Raw genomic sequence first — 22,407 nt, 5'->3', positions numbered from 1 at the left:
TCGTCGCAGTCCTCTCGGATCCGCGGCGCACCCCGCACCCACAGCGACTCAGATCCGCGAGTTCCCTCGGAGACCAGCGCACCTGAGAGAAGAGGAACCATGGCAAGCAACAATCCGGCCTTCGGACGCCCGGAGTTCAGCAACCGCGGCTACGCCGGCCGCGTGCAGGACTTCCCGGACGTCTCCCCCGGCACGCTCGACCAGATGTACTCCCGTCCGGCCGCCGGCTCCGTCGAGACCGACCGGATGACCGTCGAGGACACCCTCGCCAAGACCGCCCTCGCCTTCGTCGTGCTCCTCGCGGGTGCGGCCGTCGGCTGGTTCGTCCCGGGCCTGATGCTCCCCGCCGTGCTCGTCGCGCTGGTGCTGGGCATCGTCAACGCGTTCAAGAAGCAGCCGTCGCCCGCCCTGATCCTCGGCTACGCCGCGACCCAGGGCATCGCGGTCGGCGCGATCTCGAAGTTCTTCGAGAGCGCGTACGCCGGAGCGGTCGTCCAGGCCCTCATGGCGACCGTCATCGTGATCGGCGTCACCCTGGCGCTGTTCATGAACGGCAAGATCCGCACCTCGCCGAAGCTCAACAAGATCTTCTTCATCGGCATGATCAGCTACGCGGTGTTCTCGCTGGTGAACCTGGGCCTCGGCCTCTTCGGCGTCGGCGGCGGCTTCGGTCTCCGCACCGGCTTCATCGGCATCGTGATCGGCCTCATCGCCGTCGCGCTCGCCACGTACTCGCTCGTGATGGACTTCGAGTTCATCCAGCAGGGCGTGCGCAACCGCCTCCCCCGCATCTACGGCTGGACCGGCGCCTACGGCATCCTGGTCACCGTCGTCTGGATGTACCTGGAGATCCTGCGCCTCGTCGCGATCTTCCGCGAGTAGCACGGCGCACCACGTCCGACGGGCGCTCGACCTCCGGGTCGGGCGCCCGTCGTCGTTCCCGGCCCCAGCGTCGTTCCCGGTGCACTGCCGGGAGCGCCTGGCACGATGGAGGGATGAGCGCCGCAGACTCCCGGATCGTCGGCCTCGACGTCGCACGCGGCCTGGCCGTCCTCGGCATGTTCGCCGCCCACCTCGCCCCCGTCGAGAGCGAGATGCTCTGGAACGGCCGCAGCTCCGTCCTCTTCGCCGTGCTGGCGGGAGTGTCGATCGGGCTGATGACGGGCGGCGCACAGCGCTCCTCGCGGCCCTGGCAGGACACTGGATCGATCCTGCTCCGCGGGCTGTACCTGCTCGTCATCGGCGTCGCCCTCACCCTGCTCGGGACGCCGATCGCGGTGATCCTGCCGCACTACGGGGTGATGTTCCTCGTCGCGGCGCTGCTGCTCTTCCTGCCGCGGGCGGTCCTCGCCCTGCTGGTCGCGGTCGCGGCGATCGCCGGGCCCCTCGCGGTCGACGCGCTGACGAGCGCCGGCGGCTCCTGGCTCTCGACCCTGTCGCCCGACGAGGCGCTCCTGGCCGCGCAGCCCCTCATCTGGCTCACCCAGTACTACCCGGTGCCGTCGTGGCTGGCGTACGTGGTGCTCGGCCTCCTGATCGCGCGCTGCGACATCCGGTCCGCGACCACCCAGCGCTGGGTCGTCGTCGGCGGCGCCGTCTCGGCCGTGCTCGGCTACGGCGGCGGGCTGCTGCTCGGGGGTCCGGAGGCGGTGGAGGCGCACGCCAGCACCACCGCCGAGCTCCTCGGGGCGGGCGGGGTCGCCTGCGTGGTCCTCGGCGCGCTGACGGCTCTGCTGCAGCGGCTGCCGCTCCTGGCACGGGCGGCGACTCCGATCGCGGCCGTCGGTGCGATGCCGCTGACGATCTACTCGCTGCAGCTCGTGGCGCTGGCGGTGTACCTGGTCCCGTACGAGCCGTTCGACTTCGAGGCGTGGCGCAGCTGGACGCTGCTCGGCGTCTTCGTGGTCGGCTCGATCGTCGCCGCTCTCCTCTGGAGGCGGCTCGTGGGGCAGGGCCCGCTGGAGTGGCTGCTCGCGCGCGCGTCGCTGCGGCCTCGGGGTCCGCGCGCGGCGCTGGGTTAGGGTGGCCGGATGATCACGCGTCGCGAGGCCGCTCAGCGCCTCGACATCCCCCTCGAGATGGCGACGCGGCACGGCATCCCCACCCGTCTGTCGGAGGAGGAGCTCGCCGCCCTCGAGCAGGATCCGCCCGCCTGGCTCGTCCAGTCGCGCGCGAACCGCACCGGCAGGCGTCCCGTGTGGGTGACCCTCGACTGCGCCGTCTGCGGCCGCTCCGAGGCCGCCCGCCCGAAGAAGTGGTGGCCCGAGTTCACGTTCCTCGTCTGCGAGGACCACTCCCCCGCCTCCTGGCCGCACCACCCCGAGGGCCACCGCCGCGACGAGTACGACGGCATCGGCACCCGCTTCATCGGCGTGCTCGACACCCCCGCCTGACCCGCGCTCGCGCGCCTGCCGCCTGCACCTCGGCCCCCGGACCAGCGCCGACCCGCGTTCCCCGACCACCCGGCAGGAGCTCGCCTCTCGATCGGCACCCCCGGAACGTCCCCGCAGGGCCTCGAACCCCTGACCGCCACTCGGTACACCTCGCGAGGAACCGGTCGCCCCTGACCGATCCCCCGGCCTCACCGCGGCCACCCGTTCCCTGAACAGCCACCTGAGCTCGTTCCCCGACCTGCACCCGGGAACGACCCCGCAAGGGCTCGTTCCCCACTGCCTGCAACCAGGAACGGCCCCGCAGGTGCTCGTTCCCCACTACCTGCACCCAGGAACGGCCCCGCAGGGGCTCGTTCCCCCACCCGCTCCCCTCAACAAGAAACGGCCCCCTTCGAAGGGAGCCGTTCCTGACGTTCCGCGGGTCTCCGCGCGGTCAGCTGCAAGGCGGAGAAGGGCGCGATACCGGAGGTATCGCAACCGCCGACAACGCCGCAGATGACCGTGCGGAGACCCGCGGAATCACTCCCACTCGATGGTGCCGGGGGGCTTGGACGTCACATCCAGCACCACCCGGTTCACGCCGCTCACCTCGTTGGTGATGCGGTTGGAGATTCTGGCGAGGAGGTCGTAGGGCAGGCGGGTCCAGTCGGCGGTCATCGCGTCTTCCGAGGAGACGGGGCGCAGGACGATGGGGTGGCCGTAGGTGCGGCCGTCGCCCTGGACTCCGACGGAGCGGACGTCGGCGAGGAGGACGACGGGGCACTGCCAGATCTCGGTGTCGAGGCCGGCGGCGGTGAGCTCGGCGCGGACGATGGCGTCGGCGTCCTGGAGGAGGTCGAGCCGCTCCTGGGTGACCTCGCCGACGATGCGGATGCCGAGGCCGGGTCCGGGGAAGGGCTGGCGGCCGACGATGACCTCGGGGAGGCCGAGCTCGCGGCCGATCGCGCGGACCTCGTCCTTGAAGAGGGTGCGGAGCGGCTCGACGAGGGCGAACTGCAGGTCCTCGGGGAGTCCGCCGACGTTGTGGTGGGACTTGATGTTGGCGGTGCCGGTCCCGCCGCCGGATTCGACGACGTCGGGGTAGAGCGTGCCCTGGACGAGGAAGTCGATCGTCTCGCCCTCGCCCTGCGCTTCGAGCACGAGCGCTTCGGCGGCGGCCTCGAAGGTGCGGATGAACTCGCGGCCGATGATCTTGCGCTTCTGCTCCGGGTCGCTGACGCCGGCGAGCGCGTCGAGGAACTGCTCGCGCGCGTCGACGGTGACCAGGCGGACGCCGGTCGCGGCGACGTAGTCCTCCTCGACCTGGCGGCGCTCGTCCTTGCGGAGGAGTCCGTGGTCGACGAAGACGCAGGTGAGCTGGTCGCCGATGGCGCGGTGCACGATCGCAGCGGCGACGGCGGAGTCGACTCCGCCGGACAGGCCGCAGATGACGCGTCCGGTGCCGACCTGCTCGCGGATCACGGCGACCTGGTCGTCGATCACGTTGGAGGAGTTCCAGTCGGCCGGGATGCCCGCGGCGCGGTGGAGGAAGTTCTCGATGACGGCCTGGCCGTAGGCGGAGTGCTTGACCTCGGGGTGCCACTGCACGCCGTAGAGGCGGCGCTCGTCGTTGCCGAAGGCGGCGACCGGGGTGGAGCTCGTGGAGGCGAGGACCTCGAAGCCCTCGGGCGCCTGTGCGACCGAGTCGCCGTGGCTCATCCACACCGTCTGGTCGGCGGGCTGCTCGCCGAGGAGCACGCCACCGTCGGACGAGAGGGCGGCGTCCGTCGCTCCGTACTCGCGCAGCCCCGTGTTGGCGACCTCGCCGCCGAGCGTCTTCGCCATCACCTGGAAGCCGTAGCAGATGCCCAGGACCGGGACCCCGAGGTCGAAGATCGCGGGGTCGAGCTGCGGGGCGCCCTCCTCGTACACGCTGGAGGGGCCGCCCGAGAGGATGATGCCGACGGGCGACTTCGCGGCGATCTCGGCGGCCGTGGCGTTGGAGGGCACGATCTCGGAGTAGACGTTCGCCTCGCGGACCCGGCGGGCGATCAGCTGCGCGTACTGCGCGCCGAAGTCGACGACGAGGACGGGCTGCGCGGCCAGGTGCGGCTGGGGAGCGGTGGGCTGCTCGCTAATGGGGGGCCTCCACGGAGTCGGTCGGGGTCTTCGGGTCGGTGCCGGCGGTCCGGCGCTCGAGGTACTGCTCGACCTCGCGGGCGATGCGGGTCTCGACGAAGAAGGAGAGGGTGGGCACCACGCCGCCGAGCGCGATGAGCACGAAGCGCGTGAACGGCCAGCGCATGAGGCTCCACAGGCGGAAGTCGGCGAAGAGGTAGACGACGTAGAACCAGCCGTGCGCGATCAGGATGCCGGTGGACAGGTTCGCGCCGGTGCCGCTCGACCTGAACTCGCCTCCGGGCACCTCGTACATCGGGGCGAAGTGCAGGACGCCCTGCTGGCCGAAGGCGAACAGCTCGAGGTGGAAGACGTACTTGAGGAGCATCTCCGCGCAGAGCAGGAGCAGCATCACGCCGGTGATGATCGAGGTCACCCGGTAGAAGCGCAGCGCGCTCCGGATCGCAGGGAACTGCGCGGGCTTGGGCTCGAGGGGCATGACGACCAGTTTACGGTGCGGGGGCGGGGGCGTCGGCCCGGTCGCCCAGGTCGGCGCGGGCGCGCTCCTCGGCGTCGAGCGCCTCCTCGGCCTCGCGCTCCCACGCGTCCTTGACGAGGCGGAACCAGAGGTAGAGGGCGAAGCCGGCGAAGACGACCCACTCGATCGCGTAGAAGACGTTGAGCCAGTTCAGCGAGACGTCGCTCACGCGCGCCGGGGAGTCGATGGCCCCGAGTCCGGCGACCGGCTCGTCGACGACGACGTAGCCCTGGTAGACGTCCTGCGGCGGGTCCGGCCAGCGGTTGATCAGCGCGGGGACGGAGAGCGCGGTGAGGGTGGCGGGGTCCAGGCCCTCCGCCGGCGCCTCCGCGGCCTCGTTGGCCACGAGGCGGCCGGTGAAGGAGGAGGGCGCCTGCTCGCTCCCGCTGTTGAGCGCGTCCGCGACGGACTGAGCCTGCGCCTCGTCCTGCGTCCAGCCGTAGGCGAGCACCAGGTCGGCGTCGGCGGTGCGGGTGCGGGCGATGACCCACCAGCCCGGCTGCTCGCCGTTCAGGCGGCCGCCGAGGATCTCGGCACCGCCCGGCACGAAGACGGACGAGCCCTCCACGCGCTGTCCGTCGGCGGTCGCCGTGATCGAGCGGGAGGGGGTCGCGACCTCGGCGAGCGGGAGCGTCGTCTCCGACACTCCGGAGTCGGGCGCGGCGGCCTCGACCGCGCGGCCGACCTGCCACTGCCCGAGCGCGGCGAACAGCCCGGCGATCAGGAGTGCGAGCGCCAGCGCGGCGATCCAGCGCGGGCGCCGGGCCACCTGCCCGACCGTGCTCTGCGTCATTCGTCCCTCGTCCGCCCTCGATCCGTGCGGTGTCCCGCGGGCCGGATCGAGCCTAACCCGTGAGTGTGGGAGCTCCGTGGGATCAGTAGTCGGGCTCCCTCGGGCGGCGGGGCCGGGCGTCGTCGGCGCCGTCGGACTGCTGCATCGCCTGGTCGATGAGCGCCTGGCGCATCGGATCGGGGAACTCGTCGTCGAGCTCGTCCGGCTCCGCGGGGCGCCTCGGAGGAGCGGGGACCTCCTCCGCGGAGACGGCGGGCGCGGCCATCGCCGCCTCCACGAGCGCGAAGTCCTCCTCGTCCATGCCCGTGGCCGCTGCGGGCGCCGGGCGGTGCCGCCGCCGCGAGAGGAACGCGCCGATGCTCTCGGAGCGCGAGGCGAGGATCGGCCCGACGATCGCCATGATCAGCACGTAGAGGCCGGCGAAGGGCTGGATCCGCTCGTCGAGCCCCGCCGAGAGCGAGAGCGTCGCCAGGATGAGCGCGAACTCGCCGCGGTTGTGCAGGATGAACGCCGCGTTCAGGCCCGCGCGCGGTCCGAGCTTGTTGAGCCACGCGACGAACTGCCCCGCGCCGAGGTTGAGGACGATGGTCATCACCGCGGCGATCAGCACCGGGACCACGACGCTCGGGAACGCGCCAGGATCCAGCCCGAGACCGAAGTTGACGAAGAAGAAGGCGCCGAACACGTCGCGCAGCGGGATCGCGATGTGCTCGACCCTCGACCGGAACCGCGTCGCTCCGATGACCAGTCCGATCAGGAACGCGCCGATCGCGTCCGTCACTCCGAGGACCTCGCCGATCCCGCCGAACAGGATGGCGAGACCGAAGAACAGGATCGTGAACAGCTCGTCGTCGCGGGTGCGGAAGAAGCGGGAGACGACCTTCCCGCCCCAGCGGGCGATCGCGAACATCACCACGAGGAACGCGAACGCGATGACGAGCTTGAGCACCACCGGCCACGGCTCCGTCTCGCCCGAGAGCACCACGGACACGATCGCCAGGTAGACCGCGATGAAGATGTCCTCGACGACCGTGACGCCCAGGATCATCGGCGTCTCGGGGTTCGCCAGGCGCTTGAGCTCGATCAGCAGCTTGGTGACGATCGCGCTCGAGCTCGTCGCCGTGATGCCGGCGATGATCAGCGCCTCGCGGCTCCCCCAGCCCAGCGCGAAGCCGAAGCCGAGGCCGACGGCCATGTTGACCGCGATGTAGGAGCCGCCGGAGAGGATCAGACGGCCGGCGTTCCCGAAGAACTCGTCCTGGTCGAACTCGAGGCCGAGATTGAACAGCAGCAGGATCAGCCCGAAGACCGCGGTCAGCTCGATGTAGCTCGACTCGAAGTCGAGTGGGAAGAGGTGGAAGTTCGGGCTCGCGAGGAGCCCGACGACCATGTAGATCGGGATGGCCGGGAGCCCGATCGTCCTCCCCAGCCGGCCGAGGACGTAGGCGACGACGAACAGGACGCCGAGGACGATGAGGTCTTCGCCGTGGTGCATCCTCAGGCTCCGGGCGGGGCGTCGACCGTCTTGGCGAAGCTGCCGGTGCGGAAGAACGCGAACGCCTTGGCGACCTTCTCGGGGCTGCCGGCGACCACGAGGGTGTCGCCGGGGAAGACGCGGAAGTCGGGGGCCGGCGCCGGATTGGCGGCGTCGCCCCGGACCACGGCGACGACGGTCAGCCCGACGATCCCTCGGTCGGCGGGCTTGCCGAGCTGCTGTCCGGCGATGTGGTCGTCGTAGTCGACGGTGAACCAGTCGATCGAGAGGCCCGGGATCTGATCGAGCGCGGTCAGCGACTCCGTGATCTGCGTGCCGCCGAGGAGCTCGGCGAGGGTGTGCGCCTCGTCGTCGCTCAGGCGGAGCGACACCTTGGCGCCGTCCTGGTCGCCCTCGGCGAACGTGATCAGGTCGCTGTGGCCGGAGCGGTGGGCGATGACGCCGACCTTGCCGCCGTCGGCCGTCAGGAACGTGTGCAGAACGCCGACACCGGGCAGTTTGACCCTGCGGACCTCGACCATGCGTGCTCCCTCCGCGCCGTGCGGCGCTCCCACTCGGGACTTCCAGCTTAGGCGCGTGCGGAGCCCTCCTGCCGAGGGAACCCCGACCCGTCGAGGGATCCCGCAGTTTCCCGGCGGCCTCGACGGTCCGGGCTCCACCGCTGTCCGCAGGGAGTGGAGGGGAGTCTCCACAGAGGGAGCGGGCGGGAGGGGAAGGTGGGCGGAAGCGTGCAGTGGGGATCTATCCAGACGGGGCGTGAGGCCGGTCGGACGAGTTCGTGCGGCTGCGCCGCGGTACGCGCGGACCGGCGAGTGGGCAAGGGCCTCCGCGGACGAGCGGCAGCGGGCGCGGATCGACGCCGTGGCCGCGACCTGGAGCGCGCCCTTCGTCCTCCGCGAGTCGGCGGCGGCGGTCCGGGACCCCCTGCTCGAGCCGCTCGCGGTGACGGTGCATGTCGAGGGGCGACGGACCTGGGCAGCCGGATGCGGAACGGCGTCGCGGAGCGCGCGTCCGCCCCCACCCGCACTGATAGGCGGACTCGCCGTCTCGGATCTGGCGCAGACCGCCGTCGATCCGAACCGACCCGGCGTTCCTCCGGGACCGCTCGCCCGAGCTCGTGCTTCTCGCCGAGAAGCGCCGGGAGGATCGGCTCCGCGCGGGTCCGCAGCGTCGTCCGCTGGGGCCGACGCGAAGCCTCCGACGCCAGCCCATCCGGCCGGCCCGCGCCGGCGTCCGCCGCGTCGACGGACCCCCGGGCCGTCGAGGGAACCCGCTGTTCGCGGCGGCCTCGACGGTCCGGATCGCCTCGGTCGGTGAGCGTCAGCTGGGCTGGTACGGCGCGACGACGACCTCGACCCGCTGGAACTCCTTGAGGTCGGAGTAGCCGGTCGTCGCCATCGAGCGGCGCAGGGCGCCGATGAGGTTCGCCGTGCCGTCGGCGCCGGTGGCCGGGCCGTAGAGGACCTGCTCGAGGGTGCCGACGGTGCCGACCTCGACTCGGCGGCCGCGCGGCAGCTGCGGGTGGTGCGCCTCCGCGCCCCAGTGCCAGCCCCCGCCGGGAGCGTCGGTCGCGCGGGCCAGCGCCGAGCCGAGCATCACGGCGTCCGCGCCCACCGCGACGGCCTTCACGATGTCGCCGGAGGTGCCGAGGCCGCCGTCCGCGATGACGTGCACGTAGCGTCCGCCCGACTCGTCGAGGTAGTCGCGGCGAGCGCCGGCGACATCGGCGACCGCGGTCGCCATCGGAGCCTGGATGCCGAGCGTCGTGCGGGTGGTGGAGGCGGCACCGCCGCCGAACCCGACGAGGACGCCCGCGGCGCCCGTGCGCATGAGGTGCAGGGCCGCGGTGTAGGTGGAGGCGCCGCCGACGATGACGGGCACGTCGAGCTCGTAGATGAACTTCTTGAGGTTCAGCGGCTCGGTGTCGCGCGAGACGTGCTCGGCCGAGACGGTCGTGCCGCGGATGACGAACACGTCGACCCCGGCGTCGACGACGGTCTGGTACAGCTCCGCGGTCCGCTGGGGCGACAGGGCCCCGGCGACGGTCACGCCCGCGGCGCGGATCTCGGCCAGGCGCGCGGTCACCAGCTCGGGGCGGATCGGAGCGGAGTAGATCTCCTGCATCCGCTGCGTCGCGGTCTCGGCCGGAAGCCGGCGGATCTCCTCGAGCAGCGGCTCCGGGTCCTCGTACCGCGTCCACAGACCCTCGAGGTCGAGGACGCCCAGCGCCCCCAGATGCCCGAGCCGGATCGCCGTCGCCGGCGACACCACCGAGTCCATCGGCGCGGCGAGGATCGGCGTCGCGAACTGGTACGCGTCGATCGACCACTTCACCGACACGACCTCGGGGTCGCGCGTCCGGCGGCTCGGGACGACGGCGATGTCGTCGAAGGCGTACGCGCGGCGGGCGCGCTTGGCGCGCCCGATCTCGATCTCCATGACGCAGAGTTTACTGTGGCTCGCTCCTCGCTCCGCTCGCCGCTCGCCCGCCGCCGGCCCGAGCGGGCGGTCGCGTTCCGCAGAGCATCCCGCGTCCGCGCTACGCCGATCCGCTCGCACGCGGACCGCCGGCTACCGCTGAGCGGTGTCAGCCGTGGCTCGCTCCTCGCTCCGCTCGCCGCTCGTCGCTCGCCCGCCGTCGGCCCGAGCGGGCGGTCGCGTTCCGCAGAGCATCCCGCGTCCGCGCTACGCCGATCCGCTCGCACGCGGACCGCCGGTTACCGCTGAGCGGTGTCAGCCGTGGCGCGCTCCTCGCTCCGCTCGCCCGCGGTCGGCCCGAGCGGGCGGTCGCGTTCCGAAGAGCGGGTCGCGTCCGCGCTACGACGATCCGCTGGAGAGCGGATCGCCTGCTACCGCTCCTACCGGGCTCCTCACCGGGCCGCGATCGACGCGAGCGGGCGCACTCCACCAGCAGGTGAAGCCTGCGCGGCCGCCACCACGATTCGCTGCAACGCGGGAAGCCCGTCCCCACTCCGTCGCGCTCGCGCGCGGTGCACGACCACTCCCCCGCGACGGCACAGGCGGAAGCCTCCCCCCGCAGTCGCGGCGGCGCCTCGCGCCGCTCGCGCTGCGTCCCCCGCCCCTCAGCCGAGGACCGGCGCTCGTCTCCCGGAGGGAGGCAGCGGATCGGGATCGCGGCCCCTCCGGCGTGGTGGGCGTATGGGCCGCAGGCCCATCGGGCAGAGGGGCCGCGATCCCGATCCGCCGCCGGCCCCACCAGACCCCCTCAGCGCCGGTAGTTCGGCGCCTCCACCACCATCTGCACATCGTGCGGGTGCGACTCCTTCAGCCCGGCCGCCGTGATGCGCACGAACTTCCCGCGCTCCTTCAGCTCGGGGATGGTGCGCGCTCCGACGTAGAACATCGACTGGCGGAGCCCGCCGGCGAGCTGGTACGCCACGTTCGCGAGCGGGCCGCGGTAGGGCACCTGGCCCTCGATGCCCTCGGCGATCAGCTTGTCGTCGGTGGGCACGTCGGACTGGAAGTAGCGGTCCTTCGAGTAGGAGGTCCGCTCGCCGCGGGTCTGCAGGGCGCCGAGGGAGCCCATGCCGCGGTAGGTCTTGAACTGCTTGCCGTTCTGGAACACGAGGTCGCCGGGGCTCTCCTCGCAGCCCGCGAGGAGCGAGCCGAGCATCACGGTGTCGGCGCCGGCGACGAGCGCCTTGGCGATGTCGCCGGAGTACTGGAGGCCGCCGTCGGCGATCACCGGCACGCCGGACTCGCGCGCGGCGAGGGACGCCTCGTAGACCGCGGTGACCTGCGGGACTCCGACGCCGGCGACGACGCGGGTGGTGCAGATCGAGCCGGGGCCGACGCCGACCTTGATGGCGTCGGCGCCCGCGTCGACGAGGGCCTGCGCCCCGGAGCGGGTCGCGACGTTGCCGCCGATGACGTCGACGCCGGCGAACGCGGAGTCGGACTTCAGGCGGCGGATGATGTCGAGCACGCCGGCGGAGTCGCCGTTGGCCGTGTCGACGACGATCACGTCGACGCCCGCGTCGAGCAGGGCGGTGGCGCGCTGCCAGGCGTCGCCGAAGAAGCCGATCGCGGCGCCGACCCGGAGGCGGCCCTCGTCGTCCTTCGTGGCGTTGGGGTACTGCTCCGACTTGTCGAAGTCCTTGACCGTGATGAGGCCGGCGAGCTTGCCCTGCGCGTCGACGAGCGGCAGCTTCTCGATCTTGTGCTGCGCGAAGAGGGCGATGACCTCGCTGTCGGGGATGCCGACGCGGCCCGTGATCAGACCGGTGCTGGTCATCACGTCGCGGACGAGCGTGGTCGCCTTCTCGAACGGCGAGACGAAGCGCATGTCGCGGTTGGTGATGATGCCCACGAGCACGCCGGTGGAGTCGACGACGGGGAGGCCGCTGATCCGGTACTGGCCGCAGAGGTCGTCCACCTGGGCGACGGTGGCGTCCGGGGTGGTGGTGACGGGGTTCGAGACCATGCCCGACTCGCTCCGCTTCACCCGGTCGACCTGGTCGGCCTGGTCGGCGATGGAGAGGTTGCGGTGCAGGACGCCGAAGCCGCCCTGGCGGGCCATCGCGATCGCCATGCGCGCCTCGGTGACGGTGTCCATCGCCGCGGAGAGCAGCGGGGTCGCCACGCTGATGCGCTTGGTGAGGCGGGAGGCCGTGTCGGCCTCGCTCGGGATGACGTCGGTGTGCCCCGGGAGGAGCATGACGTCGTCGTAGGTGAGTCCGAGGAATCCGAAGGGATCCGGCTGGTCCATCAATGCCCCTTAGCAGGTCGAGTGCGGGAGCCCGGAGAGGACGGGAGGAGTCCGCTCACGAGCGCCACGGTTGTTCGATCTTAAGCGCCGTGAGGCCCGCGGTATTCCTCGACGGCGCGGCCGCCGGGCCGCGGATGGGCGCTGGAGCGCTCTCCTCTCCCTCATAATGTCGTCACGCGTAAGTGCGGACGGTGAAACACCGCCGACACATGCGGAACGTATGGTCAACCAACGTTGTTTGACGACGGCGATTCGGGCGTGCCCGGAGACCCCATCCGTCTGTGCACCCTGACGAGAGGTAGACGTCTTGCTCACAGCCAGCCGTTCGATGCGCCGCCAGCGCTCGACGACCCTGCATCCGACGGACCGGGAGGCGCCCCGTGGATAGGAGACGCCCGAGGCTCCGAGACCGGCTCCTGGCCCTGGGTCTGCTCGCCGCGACCCTCACCGGGATCGCCGCGGCGGCCCCCGCCGCGCTCGCCGCCACCACCGCCGACCAGTCGATCATCGCCTGGGTCCGCGTGCAGGGGACGAACGAGAACCTGACGGGGGTGACCGTCGAGATCGGCGGCGACGCCTCCGCGACCGTGACCACCGGCGAGGACGGCCGGGCCACGTTCCCCCTCGACGCCGCGGGCACCTACACGGTGACCGTCGACGAGGAGTCCCTGCCCGCCGACAAGGGCTACCCCGCCGCGGGTCAGAACCCGAAGCAGGTGAAGATCGTCGCCTCGCAGAACCAGATCGTGAACTTCATCGTCTCGACGGCCAACCCGAAGGGCTCCGGAGCGACCGTCCCGGTCCCGACGGACTCCGCGGCTCCGACGAGCCCCGCGACCGAGGGCACGACCGGCAACGACGCGACGAACCCCGACGGGACGTCCAACGCGGTGAACCAGCCGGTGTCGGCCGACACGTTCTGGATCATCTTCTGGCCGAAGGTCGTCACCGGCCTGATCTTCGGGCTCCTGATCGCCCTCGCGGCGATCGGCGCCTCGCTGATCTACGGCGTGACCGGCCTGAACAACTTCGCCCACGGCGAGCTGGTCACCTTCGGCGCGCTGATGGCGTACCTCTTCTCCGGGGTCTTCGGACTCCCGGCGCTGCTGGCCATCCCGATCGCGGTGATCCTCGGCGGGGCCTTCGGCTTCGTCCAGGACGGGCTGCTCTGGAAGCCGCTGCGGAAGAAGGGCATCCAGCTCATCCCGCTGATGATCGTGACGATCGGCCTCTCGCTGGCCCTGCGCTACGTGTTCGTCTTCTTCTTCGGAGCCGACCGCCTCTCGCTCCCCAACAGCACCGCTCCGTTCTTCACGGTGCCGGAGCTCGGGATCAGCCTGAAGTTCACCGACATCGTCGGCGCCGTCGTCGGCGTCGTCTGCATCGTCGCCGTGGCCTACGTCCTCACGAAGACGAAGATCGGCAAGGCGATGCGGGCGGTCTCGGACAACCGGGCCCTCGCCTCCGCCTCGGGCATCAACGTCGAGCGCGTCATCCGCGTCGTCTGGGTGATGTCGGGCGCTCTCGCCGCGCTGGCGGGCGTCTACATCGGCTACTACCAGTCGCTGCGCTGGGATACGGGAGCGTCGATCCTGCTGCTGATCTTCGCGGCGATCACGCTCGGCGGACTCGGCTCCGCCTACGGCGCGCTGGTCGGCTCGCTCATCATCGGACTGATGATGAACATCTCGACGATCTGGATCCCGGAGAACCTCAAGTACGTGGCTCCGCTCGTTCTCATGATCATCATCCTCCTGGTCAGGCCGCAGGGAATCCTGGGCCGCAAGGAACGGATCGGCTAGGACACCATGAACCTCAACTTCATCTGGCTGGCGATCGGGCAGATCGTCGATCCCACTGTCGCCGCGTATGCGCTGGCGACCATCGGCCTGGTCATCCACTTCGGATTCACGGGGCTGCTCAACTTCGGACAGGCCGGCTTCATGGCAGTGGGCGGCTACGCCTTCGCCATCACGTCGGTCAAGTTCGAATGGCCCGTCTGGGGCTCCTTCCTCGCGACGATCGTCGCGGCGACCGTCTTCGCGCTCATCCTGGGCATCCCGACGCTGCGGCTGCGGGCCGACTACCTCTCGATCGTCACGATCGCGGCGGCGGAGATCATCCGGCTCTCGGTCAAGACCCCCGAGTTCTCGGCGATCACCGGCGGCTCGGAGGGCATCAACGGCGCGGCGAAGGCGTTCAACGACCTCAACCCGCTCCCCGAGGGCCGCTGGGGCATCGGCGTCCTCACCTACAGCCAGGACCAGTGGTGGGTGCGGATCGTCGGCTGGGGCCTCGTGCTCCTGGCCTGCCTCCTGGTGTTCCTCCTGATGCGCAGCCCCTGGGGCCGCGTCATCAAGGGCATCCGCGAGGACGAGGACGCCGTGCGCTCGCTCGGCAAGAACGTCTTCTCGTACAAGATCCAGGCGCTCATCCTGGGCGGCGTGCTCGGAGGCCTCGCAGGAGCGCTGTTCATCCTCCCCCGCTCGCTCCAGCCCGACAACTACGGCACCCAGCTCACGTTCTTCCTCTACACGATCATGCTGCTGGGCGGCGCCGCGACGGTCTTCGGACCCGTCGTCGGCTCGATCATCTTCTGGGTCGTCCTCGGTCTGACCGACGGACTGCTCACGCTCGGGATCGACACCGGGGTCCTCAACAACGACCTCATCCGCCTCACCACCGTGCAGACCGGACCCATCCGGTTCATCGTGGTGGGGGTAGCCCTCATGCTCCTGGTGATCTTCAGACCCCAGGGGATCTTCGGCAAGAAGAAGGATCTGCACTTTGCCTAAGACGCCGGTCTCGGACATCACCGAGGAAGCAATCGTCCCCGGGGTCAGGAAGAAGGACCCCATCGTCGTCGCCGACAACGTCAGCCGCCGCTTCGGCGGCCTGACCGCGGTCGACGTCGAGCACCTCGAGATCCCCCGCGGATCCATCACCGCCCTGATCGGCCCGAACGGGGCCGGCAAGACCACGTTCTTCAACCTGCTGACGGGCTTCGACAAGCCCAACACTGGCAAGTGGAACTTCAAGGGCAAGAACCTCGCTAACGTCCCGGCCTACCGGGTGTCGCGGATGGGCATGGTGCGCACGTTCCAGCTCACCAAGGCGCTCGGCGGCATGACGGTGCTCGAGAACATGCTGCTCGGCGCGAAGGGGCAGAAGGGCGAGAACATCTTCACCTCGCTCATCCGCCCGCTGTGGTCGAAGGAGGAGGACTCGATCGAGCAGCGCGCGATCCGCCTGCTCGAGAAGTTCAAGCTGGACACCAAGCGGGACGACTACGCGTCGAGCCTGTCGGGCGGCCAGAAGAAGCTGCTCGAGATGGCGCGGGCGCTGATGTCGGAGCCCGAGCTCGTCATGCTCGACGAGCCGATGGCCGGCGTGAACCCGGCGCTGACGCAGTCGCTCCTGGGACACATCGTGAACCTGAAGGACGAGGGCATGACCGTGCTCTTCGTCGAGCACGACATGCACATGGTCAACACGATCGCCGACTGGGTGATCGTGATGGCCGAGGGCAAGGTCGTCGCCGAGGGCCCGCCCTCGACCGTGATGAACGACCCGGCCGTCATCGACGCGTACCTGGGCGCGCACCACGACACCGACCTGGGAACGATCGAGGGCCAGCTCGAGGTCGCCGAGGAGATGGACTCCGACCTCGTCCGCGAGGACGTGGAGCGGCAGGCGGAGCAGGCCGGCATCCCGACGCCCGGCCACGACGCTCCGGCCGCCGGAACGGCGTCCCCGTCGGCCTCCGCGCCGACGAGCGTCGCCCCGACGACCGACGCCCCGGCCGTCGAATTCGAGAAGGACGAGAGATGACCGCCGACACGACGACTCCGAACACCCTCGAGACGCACGACCTGCACGCGGGCTACGTGCCGGGGGTCAACATCCTCAACGGCTCGAACGTGTACGTGAAGCGCGGCGAGCTCGTCGGGATCATCGGCCCGAACGGTGCAGGCAAGTCGACGCTGCTGAAGGCGATGTTCGGCCTGGTCAACATCCGCCAGGGCACCGTCCTGCTGAACGGCGAGGACATCACCGGCCTCAAGGCCGACAAGCTGGTGTCCAAGGGCGTGGGCTTCGTGCCGCAGAACAACAACGTCTTCCCGTCGCTCACCATCGAGGAGAACCTCGAGATGGGCATGTACCAGAAGCCGAAGCTGTACAGGGAGCGGCTCGAGTTCGTCACCGAGCTCTTCCCGGAGCTCAGCAAGCGGCTCAAGCAGCGCTCGGGGTCGCTCTCGGGCGGTGAGCGCCAGATGGTGGCGATGTCGCGGGCTCTGATGATGGACCCGTCGATGCTGCTGCTCGACGAGCCCAGCGCCGGCCTGTCCCCGATGCGGCAGGACGAGACGTTCGTCAACGTGCAGCGGATCAACCGCGCGGGCGTCTCGATCATGATCGTCGAGCAGAACGCGCGGCGGGCGCTGCAGATCTGCGACCGCGGCTACGTCCTCGACCAGGGCCGCGACGCCTACGAGGGCGCGGGCCGGGAGCTGATGAACGATCCGAAGGTCATCGAGCTCTACCTGGGCACGCTCGCCACGACCAACGAGGTCACCACGAGCACCCCGACCGTCGGCGGCTGACCCCCGCTGCGAAGGGCCCGTCGTCTCCGGACGGCGGGCCCTTCGTCGTTGCCGGGGCGCGGAGCGGGCGCGAGCGGGGCCGAGGGGCCGGTGCGGCTCCGGGGCGGAGGCGGGGCCGCTCGCCCAGGGCGCCGGGCGGCTCGGAGACCACTCCGAGCAGGGCGGGAAGGCAGGCGGCTCGGTGCCCGGAGACGCGCCGGCACGGGGTGCCGCAGAAGGGAGGCGGGGGGCCGCTCTCCCGGCGCGGGCAGGCCTTCACCGGTCTCTCCGCGATGCCCGCCGAACCACTGGGAAGTCGGCGGAACGGCGGGCCGGACCGTCGGTCTCCTGTCCGCGGGACGAGGGCAGGACAGCGAGAGTCTCTCCGCTTCGGCGACCCCCACGAGGGGGACGGGATATCGCCCTTCCTGCCGTAGTTTTGGGGACACGGGACAGCCCTGCAGGGGGACGTCCCGCTCCCCTCTCCCCCGGTAGGGACCGCGATCGGTCGCCGATCTCCTCCCCTCCCCGCAGCGCCTCGAGCGCCGCGTCGTCCGCCTCGAAGGAGCCGACCATGAAGAGCTACACCCCCGCCCCTGTGGAACTCGGAGCCGGCTTCGGCACCGGTGCGATCGGCGACTACGAGCGCTGGCGCGTCGTCGGCGTCTACGCCCAGGTGGTCATCGCCGAGACCACCGGCGGCAAGCGCCGCAACTACAGCCGTTCCTTCGTCACGTACCGCCTGGCGCAGGAGGCGGAGCTGCTCCGCGCCTCTTAGGCCCTCCGCACACCACGAGCGCGCGTCCTCCCCCCGGAGGGCGCGCGCTTCTGCGTTCCCGCTCGACGTCGTCGCTCCCGCCCGCGGTCCGGCAGGGCGCCCTCGAGGCCGGGAGAGGCGCTCGGAGGCGCGTATACAGGCCGTCCGAGCCGCTCCTCCCCGGAGTGGCTCCTCGACGCGACGCGAGGCCCAGGACGCCGCGGAGCCGTCCTCCCGCACCCGGCAGCGGTCGCCCTCGCGGACGACCGCCGCGCCTCTCTGCGTCCGCGCGACGACGCGTCTCCGGCTCTGCGCTCCGGGGACGGCGAAGGGGCCCGGTCCGAAGACCGAGCCCCTCAGGGATGCGGCAGGAGCCGCGTCACCGCGTCGTCAGTTCAGCGAACCCTCGACGGTCTCCTCGAAGGAGGTGGTGTTGCCCGTGCCGTACTTGTAGATCGAGACCGAGGCCTCGCTGGTGTCGCCGTTCTCGTCGAACGAGATCGGGCCGGAGAGGCCGTCGTAGTCGACGTCCTCGCCGTCGGCGATGAGCTTCGCGCAGTCGGCGAAGGTCGTGCACTTGGTGCCGCCCTCGGAGACCGACATGAGGTTGTCGCGGATGGTCGCACCGTCCGTCGCCTTGCCCTGGAGCGCGGCGAGCGCGGTCAGGACCGTGGCGTCGTACGACTCCGGCGCATAGCTGAACACGGTCAGCGCGTCGTTGCCCTGCGACTCGACGAGCGACTGCAGCTTGCCCTGGAAGTCCTCGGACGCCTGGACGCCCGGGTTGGTGAACTGCGCGCCGGCGATGTCGACGTTGGTGTCGGACTCGCCGATGACGCCGTAGTTGCCGTCCGTGCCGTAGAGCTTCGAGAAGTCGAAGCCCTTGGCCGAGAGCTGCTCCGCGATGGTCTTGATCTCGTCGAACGAGATGACGACCAGCGCGTCGGGGTTCGGGGCGAGGACCGAGGTCAGCGCCGAGTTGAAGTCGGTCGAGGCCGGCTCGAAGATCTCCTCGGCCGCGACGGATGCTCCGCCCGCCTCGAGGGTCTCCTTGATGTTCTTCTCGAGGCCGGTGCCGTACGCGTCGTTCATGTACAGGATCGAGACGTTGGTCTTGCCGTCGCCGAGGATCTTGTTGCCGAGGATGCGGCCCTGGAGCACGTCCGAGGGAGCGGTGCGCCAGTAGTAGCCGTCGTCGTCGTAGGTCGTGAAGTCCGGCGAGGTGTTGGCCGGCGAGATCTGGACGACGCCCGCCTGGGTCACCTGGTCGATGAAGGTCTTCGAGACGCCCGAGGACGCCGCGCCGATGATGGCGGAGACGTTGTCGGCGATGAGGGACGTGGCCGACTGCGTCGCGATGTCGGTCGTGGTGTCGCCCGAGTCCTTCTGCTCCACGTCGATCGTGATGCCGGCCTTGGCGTCGTTGATGTCGACGACCGCCTGGTCGACGCCCGCGATCTCGGGCGGGCCGAGGACGGCGAGGGTGCCGGTCTGCGGGAGGATCGTGCCGATCTTGAGGGACAGGTCGCCCGAGCCGCTGTCGCCGCCCGATCCGCTGTCGCCGCCGCCGGCGCAGCCGGCGAGGACGAGAGCGCTGGCGCCCAGAATGGCGACGCCGCCGAGGGTTGCCCGGAGGGACCGCGCGCGGGCCGAGCCGGCCTTCGCGTAAACGCCCATGTTGCTCCTTGAGAGGTGTGTGTCAGTGGGAGCGGCGCCGGTGGCAACCGCTCGGCCAACCTAACCTCCGAAGCAGCCGTGAACAATACAGGGGTGTTACCAATACGTTTCGCGACCGGATCGTTACCATTCCGCTGTCGCGCCGCGTCAGGACGACGCGTTCCGCAGATCAGACGGACGATCGGCGCCGTCTGCGCTCCGCGGCGACGAGGTCGCCTGAGAAGATCGCCAGGGCGGCCCACACCAGCGCGAAGCCGATCCAGCGCTCGAGCGGCATCTCCTCGTGCAGCACGAAGGCCCCGACGAGGAACTGCAGGAACGGCGTCAGGTACTGCACGAAGCCGACGATCGACAGCGGGAGGCGCCGGGCGGCGCCCGCGAACAGGAGCAGCGGGACGGCCGTGACTATCCCGGCCGAGGCGAGGATGAGGGCGTGCCCCGTCCCCTCCGTCGTCAGGGTCAGCCCCACCGTGGAGCCGACGACCGCCAGCTGCACGACGGCGAGCGGCGTCAGCCAGAGCGTCTCGAGCGTCAGCCCGCCGACCGCGTCCACCGTGCCGCCGACGCGGCTCTTCACCAGGCCGTAGAGGCCGAACGAGAAGGCGAGGGCGAGCGAGATCCACGGGAAGGATCCGTAGCCCACCGCGACGACCAGCACCGCGACCGCGCTGACGCCCATCGCGGCCCACTGCAGGGGCCGGAGGCGCTCGCGCAGCACCAGGACGCCCAGCAGCACCGTGACCAGCGGGTTCATGAAGTAGCCCAGGGCCGCCTCGATGACGTGGCCCGTGGTCGTGGCGATCACGTAGACCTGCCAGTTGACGTAGATGAGCACGCCCGCGATCGCCATCACGCCGAGCAGGCGGGGGCGGCGCAGCAGCGCGCCGAAGGAGCGCCAACCGCGGAGGACCGTGAGCAGGATCACGCAGAAGACGAGCGAGAAGAGCACCCGGAAGGCGACGATCTCGAACGGCGAGGCCGGCGCCATCGCGATGAAGTAGAGGGGCATCGCACCCCAGAGCAGGTAGGCCGAGAACGCGAACAGCAGCCCCGTGCCGGACATCCCGCCCGGGCGTCCCGCCGCTCCGAGCGCCTCCACTCCTTCGCCGACGGGCACGTCCGAAGGGGAGGGCGAGCCGGACTCGGCAGGGGTGCGGGAGCTGGTCACTCCCCCGATGCTACGCAGGCGCGGGGTGGGAGGACGGCCCCGTAGCGGGCGGATCAGGCCACTGGTCGCGAGGAGGACCGGGAACGACGGAAGGGCCCGCCGACCGAGGTCGACGGGCCCTTCCGAGGGATGCTGCCTAGCGGACGACGACCGCGAGGACGTCGCGAGCGGAGAGGACCAGCAGGTCCTCGCCACCGAACTTGACCTCGGTTCCGCCGTACTTGGAGTAGATCACCTTGTCGCCGACGGCGACGTCGAGCGGCACGCGGTTGCCGTTGTCGTCGATGCGACCGGGTCCGACGGCGACGACCTCGCCCTCCTGCGGCTTCTCCTTGGCGGTATCGGGGATGACGAGACCGGAAGCGGTCACCTGCTCCGCCTCGACCTGCTTGATGACGATGCGATCTTCGAGCGGCTTGATGGACACCGACACGGTTGACCTCTTTCTTGACGACGATGTGGGCGGAACGCGGTTCTGGCACACACGCTCCGAGAGTGCTAGATCCATCGTAGGGGCTCCGCTGGCACTCGTGCAATCAGAGTGCCAAGCGGGGCGGCGGACCCGCCGGGAGGCCGTGGCCTACCATGGCCGGATGCGACGCGACGAGCTGGTCGAGCTCCTCTCCCCCGAGGGCCTCCGGCTCCTCGACTCCCTCGACGGCTACCGGTCCGACGACCTGGTGCGGGCCGTGGCACGCCTCCGGGCCGCCGGCCACTCCCCCGTCCTCGTCGCCGCGGTGCTCACCCAGGCGAGGCTCCGGCAGAAGGCGGAGGCGAAGTTCGGCGAGTTCGCCCGCTCGATGCTCTTCACGGACGCGGGACTCGAGCAGGCGACGCGGCTGCGCGTCGCCGCCCTGCACGCCGGCCGGTTCGCCGCGGCGGGAGCGGCGCGCGTCGCCGACCTCGGCAGCGGGATCGGCGGCGACGCCCTCGCGATGGCCGCGATCGACCTGGCGGTCACCGCCGTCGAGGCCGACGAGGTCACCGCGACCCTGGCCAGCTTCAACCTCGCCCCGTTCCCCGCGGCGAGCGCCGTGCACTCGACGGCCGAGGCCTTCGACCTCGACGGCTTCGACGCCGTCTACCTGGACCCGGCACGCCGCACGGCGGGCCACCGCGAGACCCGCCGGCTCGACGATCCGGACGACTACTCCCCCTCCCTCGACTTCGCGTTCGGCCTGGCCGAGCACCGTCCCGTGGGCGTGAAGGTGGGTCCCGGCTTCGACCGCGAGCGCCTGCCGCGGGACGCCGAGGCGCAGTGGGTCTCGGTCGACGGGGAGCTGGTCGAGACCGGGCTCTGGTTCGGTTCTCTGGCGCGCCCGGGCGTGCGCCGCTCCGCTCTGCTGCTCGGCGCGGCCGGCTCCTCCGAGCTCACCGCGGCGGGCGACAGCGAGGACGAGGAGGTCGGCCCCCTCGGCGCGTTCGTGCACGAGCCGGACGGCTCCGCGATCCGCGCGCGCCTCCTGGGCGAGCTCGCGCGCTCCAGCGACTCGCGGATGCTCTCGCCCGGCATCGCCTACCTGACCGGCGACCATGCGGCCGCCTCGCCCTTCCTCCGCAGCTTCCGAGTCCTCGCCGAGCTGCCGCTGGACGAGCGCACGCTGGCGAAGGAGCTGCGCACCCGCGGCATCGGCGTGCTCGAGATCAAGAAGCGCGGGGTGGACGTCGACCCCGCCCGCTTCCGCAAGCGGCTGGGCCTCTCCGGCACCGGCAGCGCGGTGCTGATCCTGACGCGGATCGCCGGGCGCCACCGCGCGCTGCTCGCGGAGCGCGTCGAGCGGCCCGCGCCGGCTCAGTAGCCGGAGGTGCCGGCGGCGAGGGCCACCACGACGAAGACGAGGAAGACCGCCAGGTAGATCAGCGAGACGGCGATGCCGGCGAACCCGGTGATGATCGCGGTCAGCGCGAAGCCGCGCGCGGCCGGCTCGCGCCGGCGTCCGAGGAAGCCGAGCACGACGGCCGGAGCCGACAGCAGGAAGCCGAAACCGGCGGCGAAGAGCGTGATGACCAGGCCGACGATGCCGAGGATCATCCCGACGAGGCTCAGCGTGCGGGGGACGACGGGCGCCGGTGCGGCCGCGTAGGCGGCGGGGTGGCCGGGCGCGGAGGAGTACGCAGGCGCGGAGGAGTACGCAGGGCTCTGGTTCGGTTCTCTGGCGCGCCCGGGCGTGCGCCGC

The 22,407-nt window shown here is 71.0% G+C and carries 20 protein-coding genes; 9 read left to right on the top strand and 11 right to left on the bottom strand.

The window, feature by feature from the left end; genetic code table 11:
• Positions 1-99: 99 nt before the first annotated feature.
• From C5B92_RS01660 to C5B92_RS01650, 3 genes are all read left to right on the top strand, one after another.
• Positions 100-882 carry a Bax inhibitor-1/YccA family protein gene (locus C5B92_RS01660; protein ID WP_104350023.1) on the top strand — a complete coding sequence of 261 codons (783 nt, stop codon included), beginning with the start codon at positions 100-102 and terminating at the stop codon, positions 880-882.
• 113 nt (positions 883-995) lie between these two features.
• A complete protein-coding gene (locus C5B92_RS01655) occupies positions 996-2,021 on the top strand; it encodes a DUF418 domain-containing protein (RefSeq protein ID WP_104256112.1) in 1,026 nt (341 codons plus the stop codon).
• 9 nt (positions 2,022-2,030) lie between these two features.
• Positions 2,031-2,393: a DUF5997 family protein gene (locus tag C5B92_RS01650; protein WP_104224739.1), complete on the top strand. Its 363-nt coding sequence runs from the start codon at positions 2,031-2,033 to the stop codon at positions 2,391-2,393.
• Positions 2,394-2,912: 519 nt separating this feature from the next.
• Here the strand turns inward: C5B92_RS01650 and guaA are convergent.
• From guaA to guaB, 7 genes are all read right to left on the bottom strand, one after another.
• Positions 2,913-4,478: a glutamine-hydrolyzing GMP synthase gene (gene guaA, locus C5B92_RS01645; protein ID WP_104256111.1), complete on the bottom strand. Its 1,566-nt coding sequence runs from the start codon at positions 4,476-4,478 to the stop codon at positions 2,913-2,915.
• Between the two features lie 28 nt (positions 4,479-4,506).
• Positions 4,507-4,989 (bottom strand): DUF3817 domain-containing protein, encoded by a 483-nt coding sequence (locus C5B92_RS01640; RefSeq protein WP_104256110.1) that lies wholly within the window; start codon positions 4,987-4,989, stop codon positions 4,507-4,509.
• A gap of 10 nt (positions 4,990-4,999) precedes the next feature.
• Positions 5,000-5,821, bottom strand: coding sequence for an SURF1 family cytochrome oxidase biogenesis protein (locus C5B92_RS01635; protein WP_104256109.1), 822 nt, complete (start codon positions 5,819-5,821; stop codon positions 5,000-5,002).
• Between the two features lie 82 nt (positions 5,822-5,903).
• Positions 5,904-7,316: a cation:proton antiporter gene (locus C5B92_RS01630; RefSeq protein WP_104256108.1), complete on the bottom strand. Its 1,413-nt coding sequence runs from the start codon at positions 7,314-7,316 to the stop codon at positions 5,904-5,906.
• Between the two features lie 2 nt (positions 7,317-7,318).
• Positions 7,319-7,837: a cation:proton antiporter regulatory subunit gene (locus C5B92_RS01625; RefSeq protein WP_068256939.1), complete on the bottom strand. Its 519-nt coding sequence runs from the start codon at positions 7,835-7,837 to the stop codon at positions 7,319-7,321.
• Positions 7,838-8,636: 799 nt separating this feature from the next.
• Positions 8,637-9,755 (bottom strand): GuaB3 family IMP dehydrogenase-related protein, encoded by a 1,119-nt coding sequence (locus tag C5B92_RS01620; RefSeq protein WP_104224734.1) that lies wholly within the window; start codon positions 9,753-9,755, stop codon positions 8,637-8,639.
• A gap of 787 nt (positions 9,756-10,542) precedes the next feature.
• Entirely contained in the window at positions 10,543-12,045 is a 1,503-nt protein-coding gene (guaB, locus tag C5B92_RS01615) for an IMP dehydrogenase (RefSeq protein WP_104256107.1), read from the bottom strand.
• A 380-nt stretch (positions 12,046-12,425) separates the two neighbouring features.
• Between guaB and C5B92_RS01610 the strand changes: the two genes are divergently transcribed.
• From C5B92_RS01610 to C5B92_RS01590, 5 genes are all read left to right on the top strand, one after another.
• The gene (locus C5B92_RS01610) at positions 12,426-13,847 is read left to right on the top strand and encodes a branched-chain amino acid ABC transporter permease (protein ID WP_104224732.1); all 1,422 of its coding nucleotides are present in this window, start codon (positions 12,426-12,428) and stop codon (positions 13,845-13,847) included.
• 6 nt (positions 13,848-13,853) lie between these two features.
• Positions 13,854-14,840 (top strand): branched-chain amino acid ABC transporter permease, encoded by a 987-nt coding sequence (locus C5B92_RS01605; protein WP_104224731.1) that lies wholly within the window; start codon positions 13,854-13,856, stop codon positions 14,838-14,840.
• Positions 14,833-15,876, top strand: coding sequence for an ABC transporter ATP-binding protein (locus C5B92_RS01600; protein ID WP_104350022.1), 1,044 nt, complete (start codon positions 14,833-14,835; stop codon positions 15,874-15,876). Before C5B92_RS01605 ends, C5B92_RS01600 begins: the two co-directional genes overlap by 8 nt.
• Complete coding sequence (locus C5B92_RS01595) at positions 15,873-16,649, top strand: ABC transporter ATP-binding protein (protein WP_104238458.1); 777 nt, start codon at positions 15,873-15,875, stop codon at positions 16,647-16,649. The genes C5B92_RS01600 and C5B92_RS01595 overlap by 4 nt, the downstream gene beginning before the upstream one ends.
• A gap of 553 nt (positions 16,650-17,202) precedes the next feature.
• Complete coding sequence (locus C5B92_RS01590) at positions 17,203-17,406, top strand: hypothetical protein (protein ID WP_104234164.1); 204 nt, start codon at positions 17,203-17,205, stop codon at positions 17,404-17,406.
• A 369-nt stretch (positions 17,407-17,775) separates the two neighbouring features.
• Here C5B92_RS01590 and C5B92_RS01585 read toward each other — a convergent pair whose 3' ends face one another.
• The 3 genes from C5B92_RS01585 to groES all read right to left on the bottom strand — a co-directional run bounded on the left by C5B92_RS01585 (position 17,776) and on the right by groES (position 20,663).
• On the bottom strand, positions 17,776-19,062 hold the full coding sequence (locus C5B92_RS01585) for an ABC transporter substrate-binding protein (protein WP_104238457.1): 1,287 nt from the start codon (positions 19,060-19,062) through the stop codon (positions 17,776-17,778).
• Between the two features lie 169 nt (positions 19,063-19,231).
• Entirely contained in the window at positions 19,232-20,125 is an 894-nt protein-coding gene (gene rarD / locus C5B92_RS01580) for an EamA family transporter RarD (RefSeq protein WP_104350021.1), read from the bottom strand.
• 241 nt (positions 20,126-20,366) lie between these two features.
• On the bottom strand, positions 20,367-20,663 hold the full coding sequence (gene groES / locus C5B92_RS01575; RefSeq protein WP_097167691.1) for a co-chaperone GroES: 297 nt from the start codon (positions 20,661-20,663) through the stop codon (positions 20,367-20,369).
• 160 nt (positions 20,664-20,823) lie between these two features.
• Here groES and C5B92_RS01570 point away from each other — a divergent pair, with 160 nt between their 5' ends.
• Positions 20,824-22,029 (top strand): SAM-dependent methyltransferase, encoded by a 1,206-nt coding sequence (locus tag C5B92_RS01570; RefSeq protein ID WP_104251222.1) that lies wholly within the window; start codon positions 20,824-20,826, stop codon positions 22,027-22,029.
• On the opposite strand, the gene C5B92_RS17125 is transcribed toward C5B92_RS01570, so the two are convergent.
• A partial coding sequence (locus C5B92_RS17125) for a DUF4190 domain-containing protein (RefSeq protein ID WP_181028713.1) occupies positions 22,023-22,407 on the bottom strand: 385 nt, incomplete at its 5' end. The genes C5B92_RS01570 and C5B92_RS17125 overlap by 7 nt on opposite strands.

This window comes from Rathayibacter sp. AY1A4 (genome assembly GCF_002930955.1).
Classification (GTDB): Bacteria; Actinomycetota; Actinomycetes; order Actinomycetales; family Microbacteriaceae; genus Rathayibacter.
This window is presented reverse-complemented; position numbering and strand designations above follow the sequence as displayed.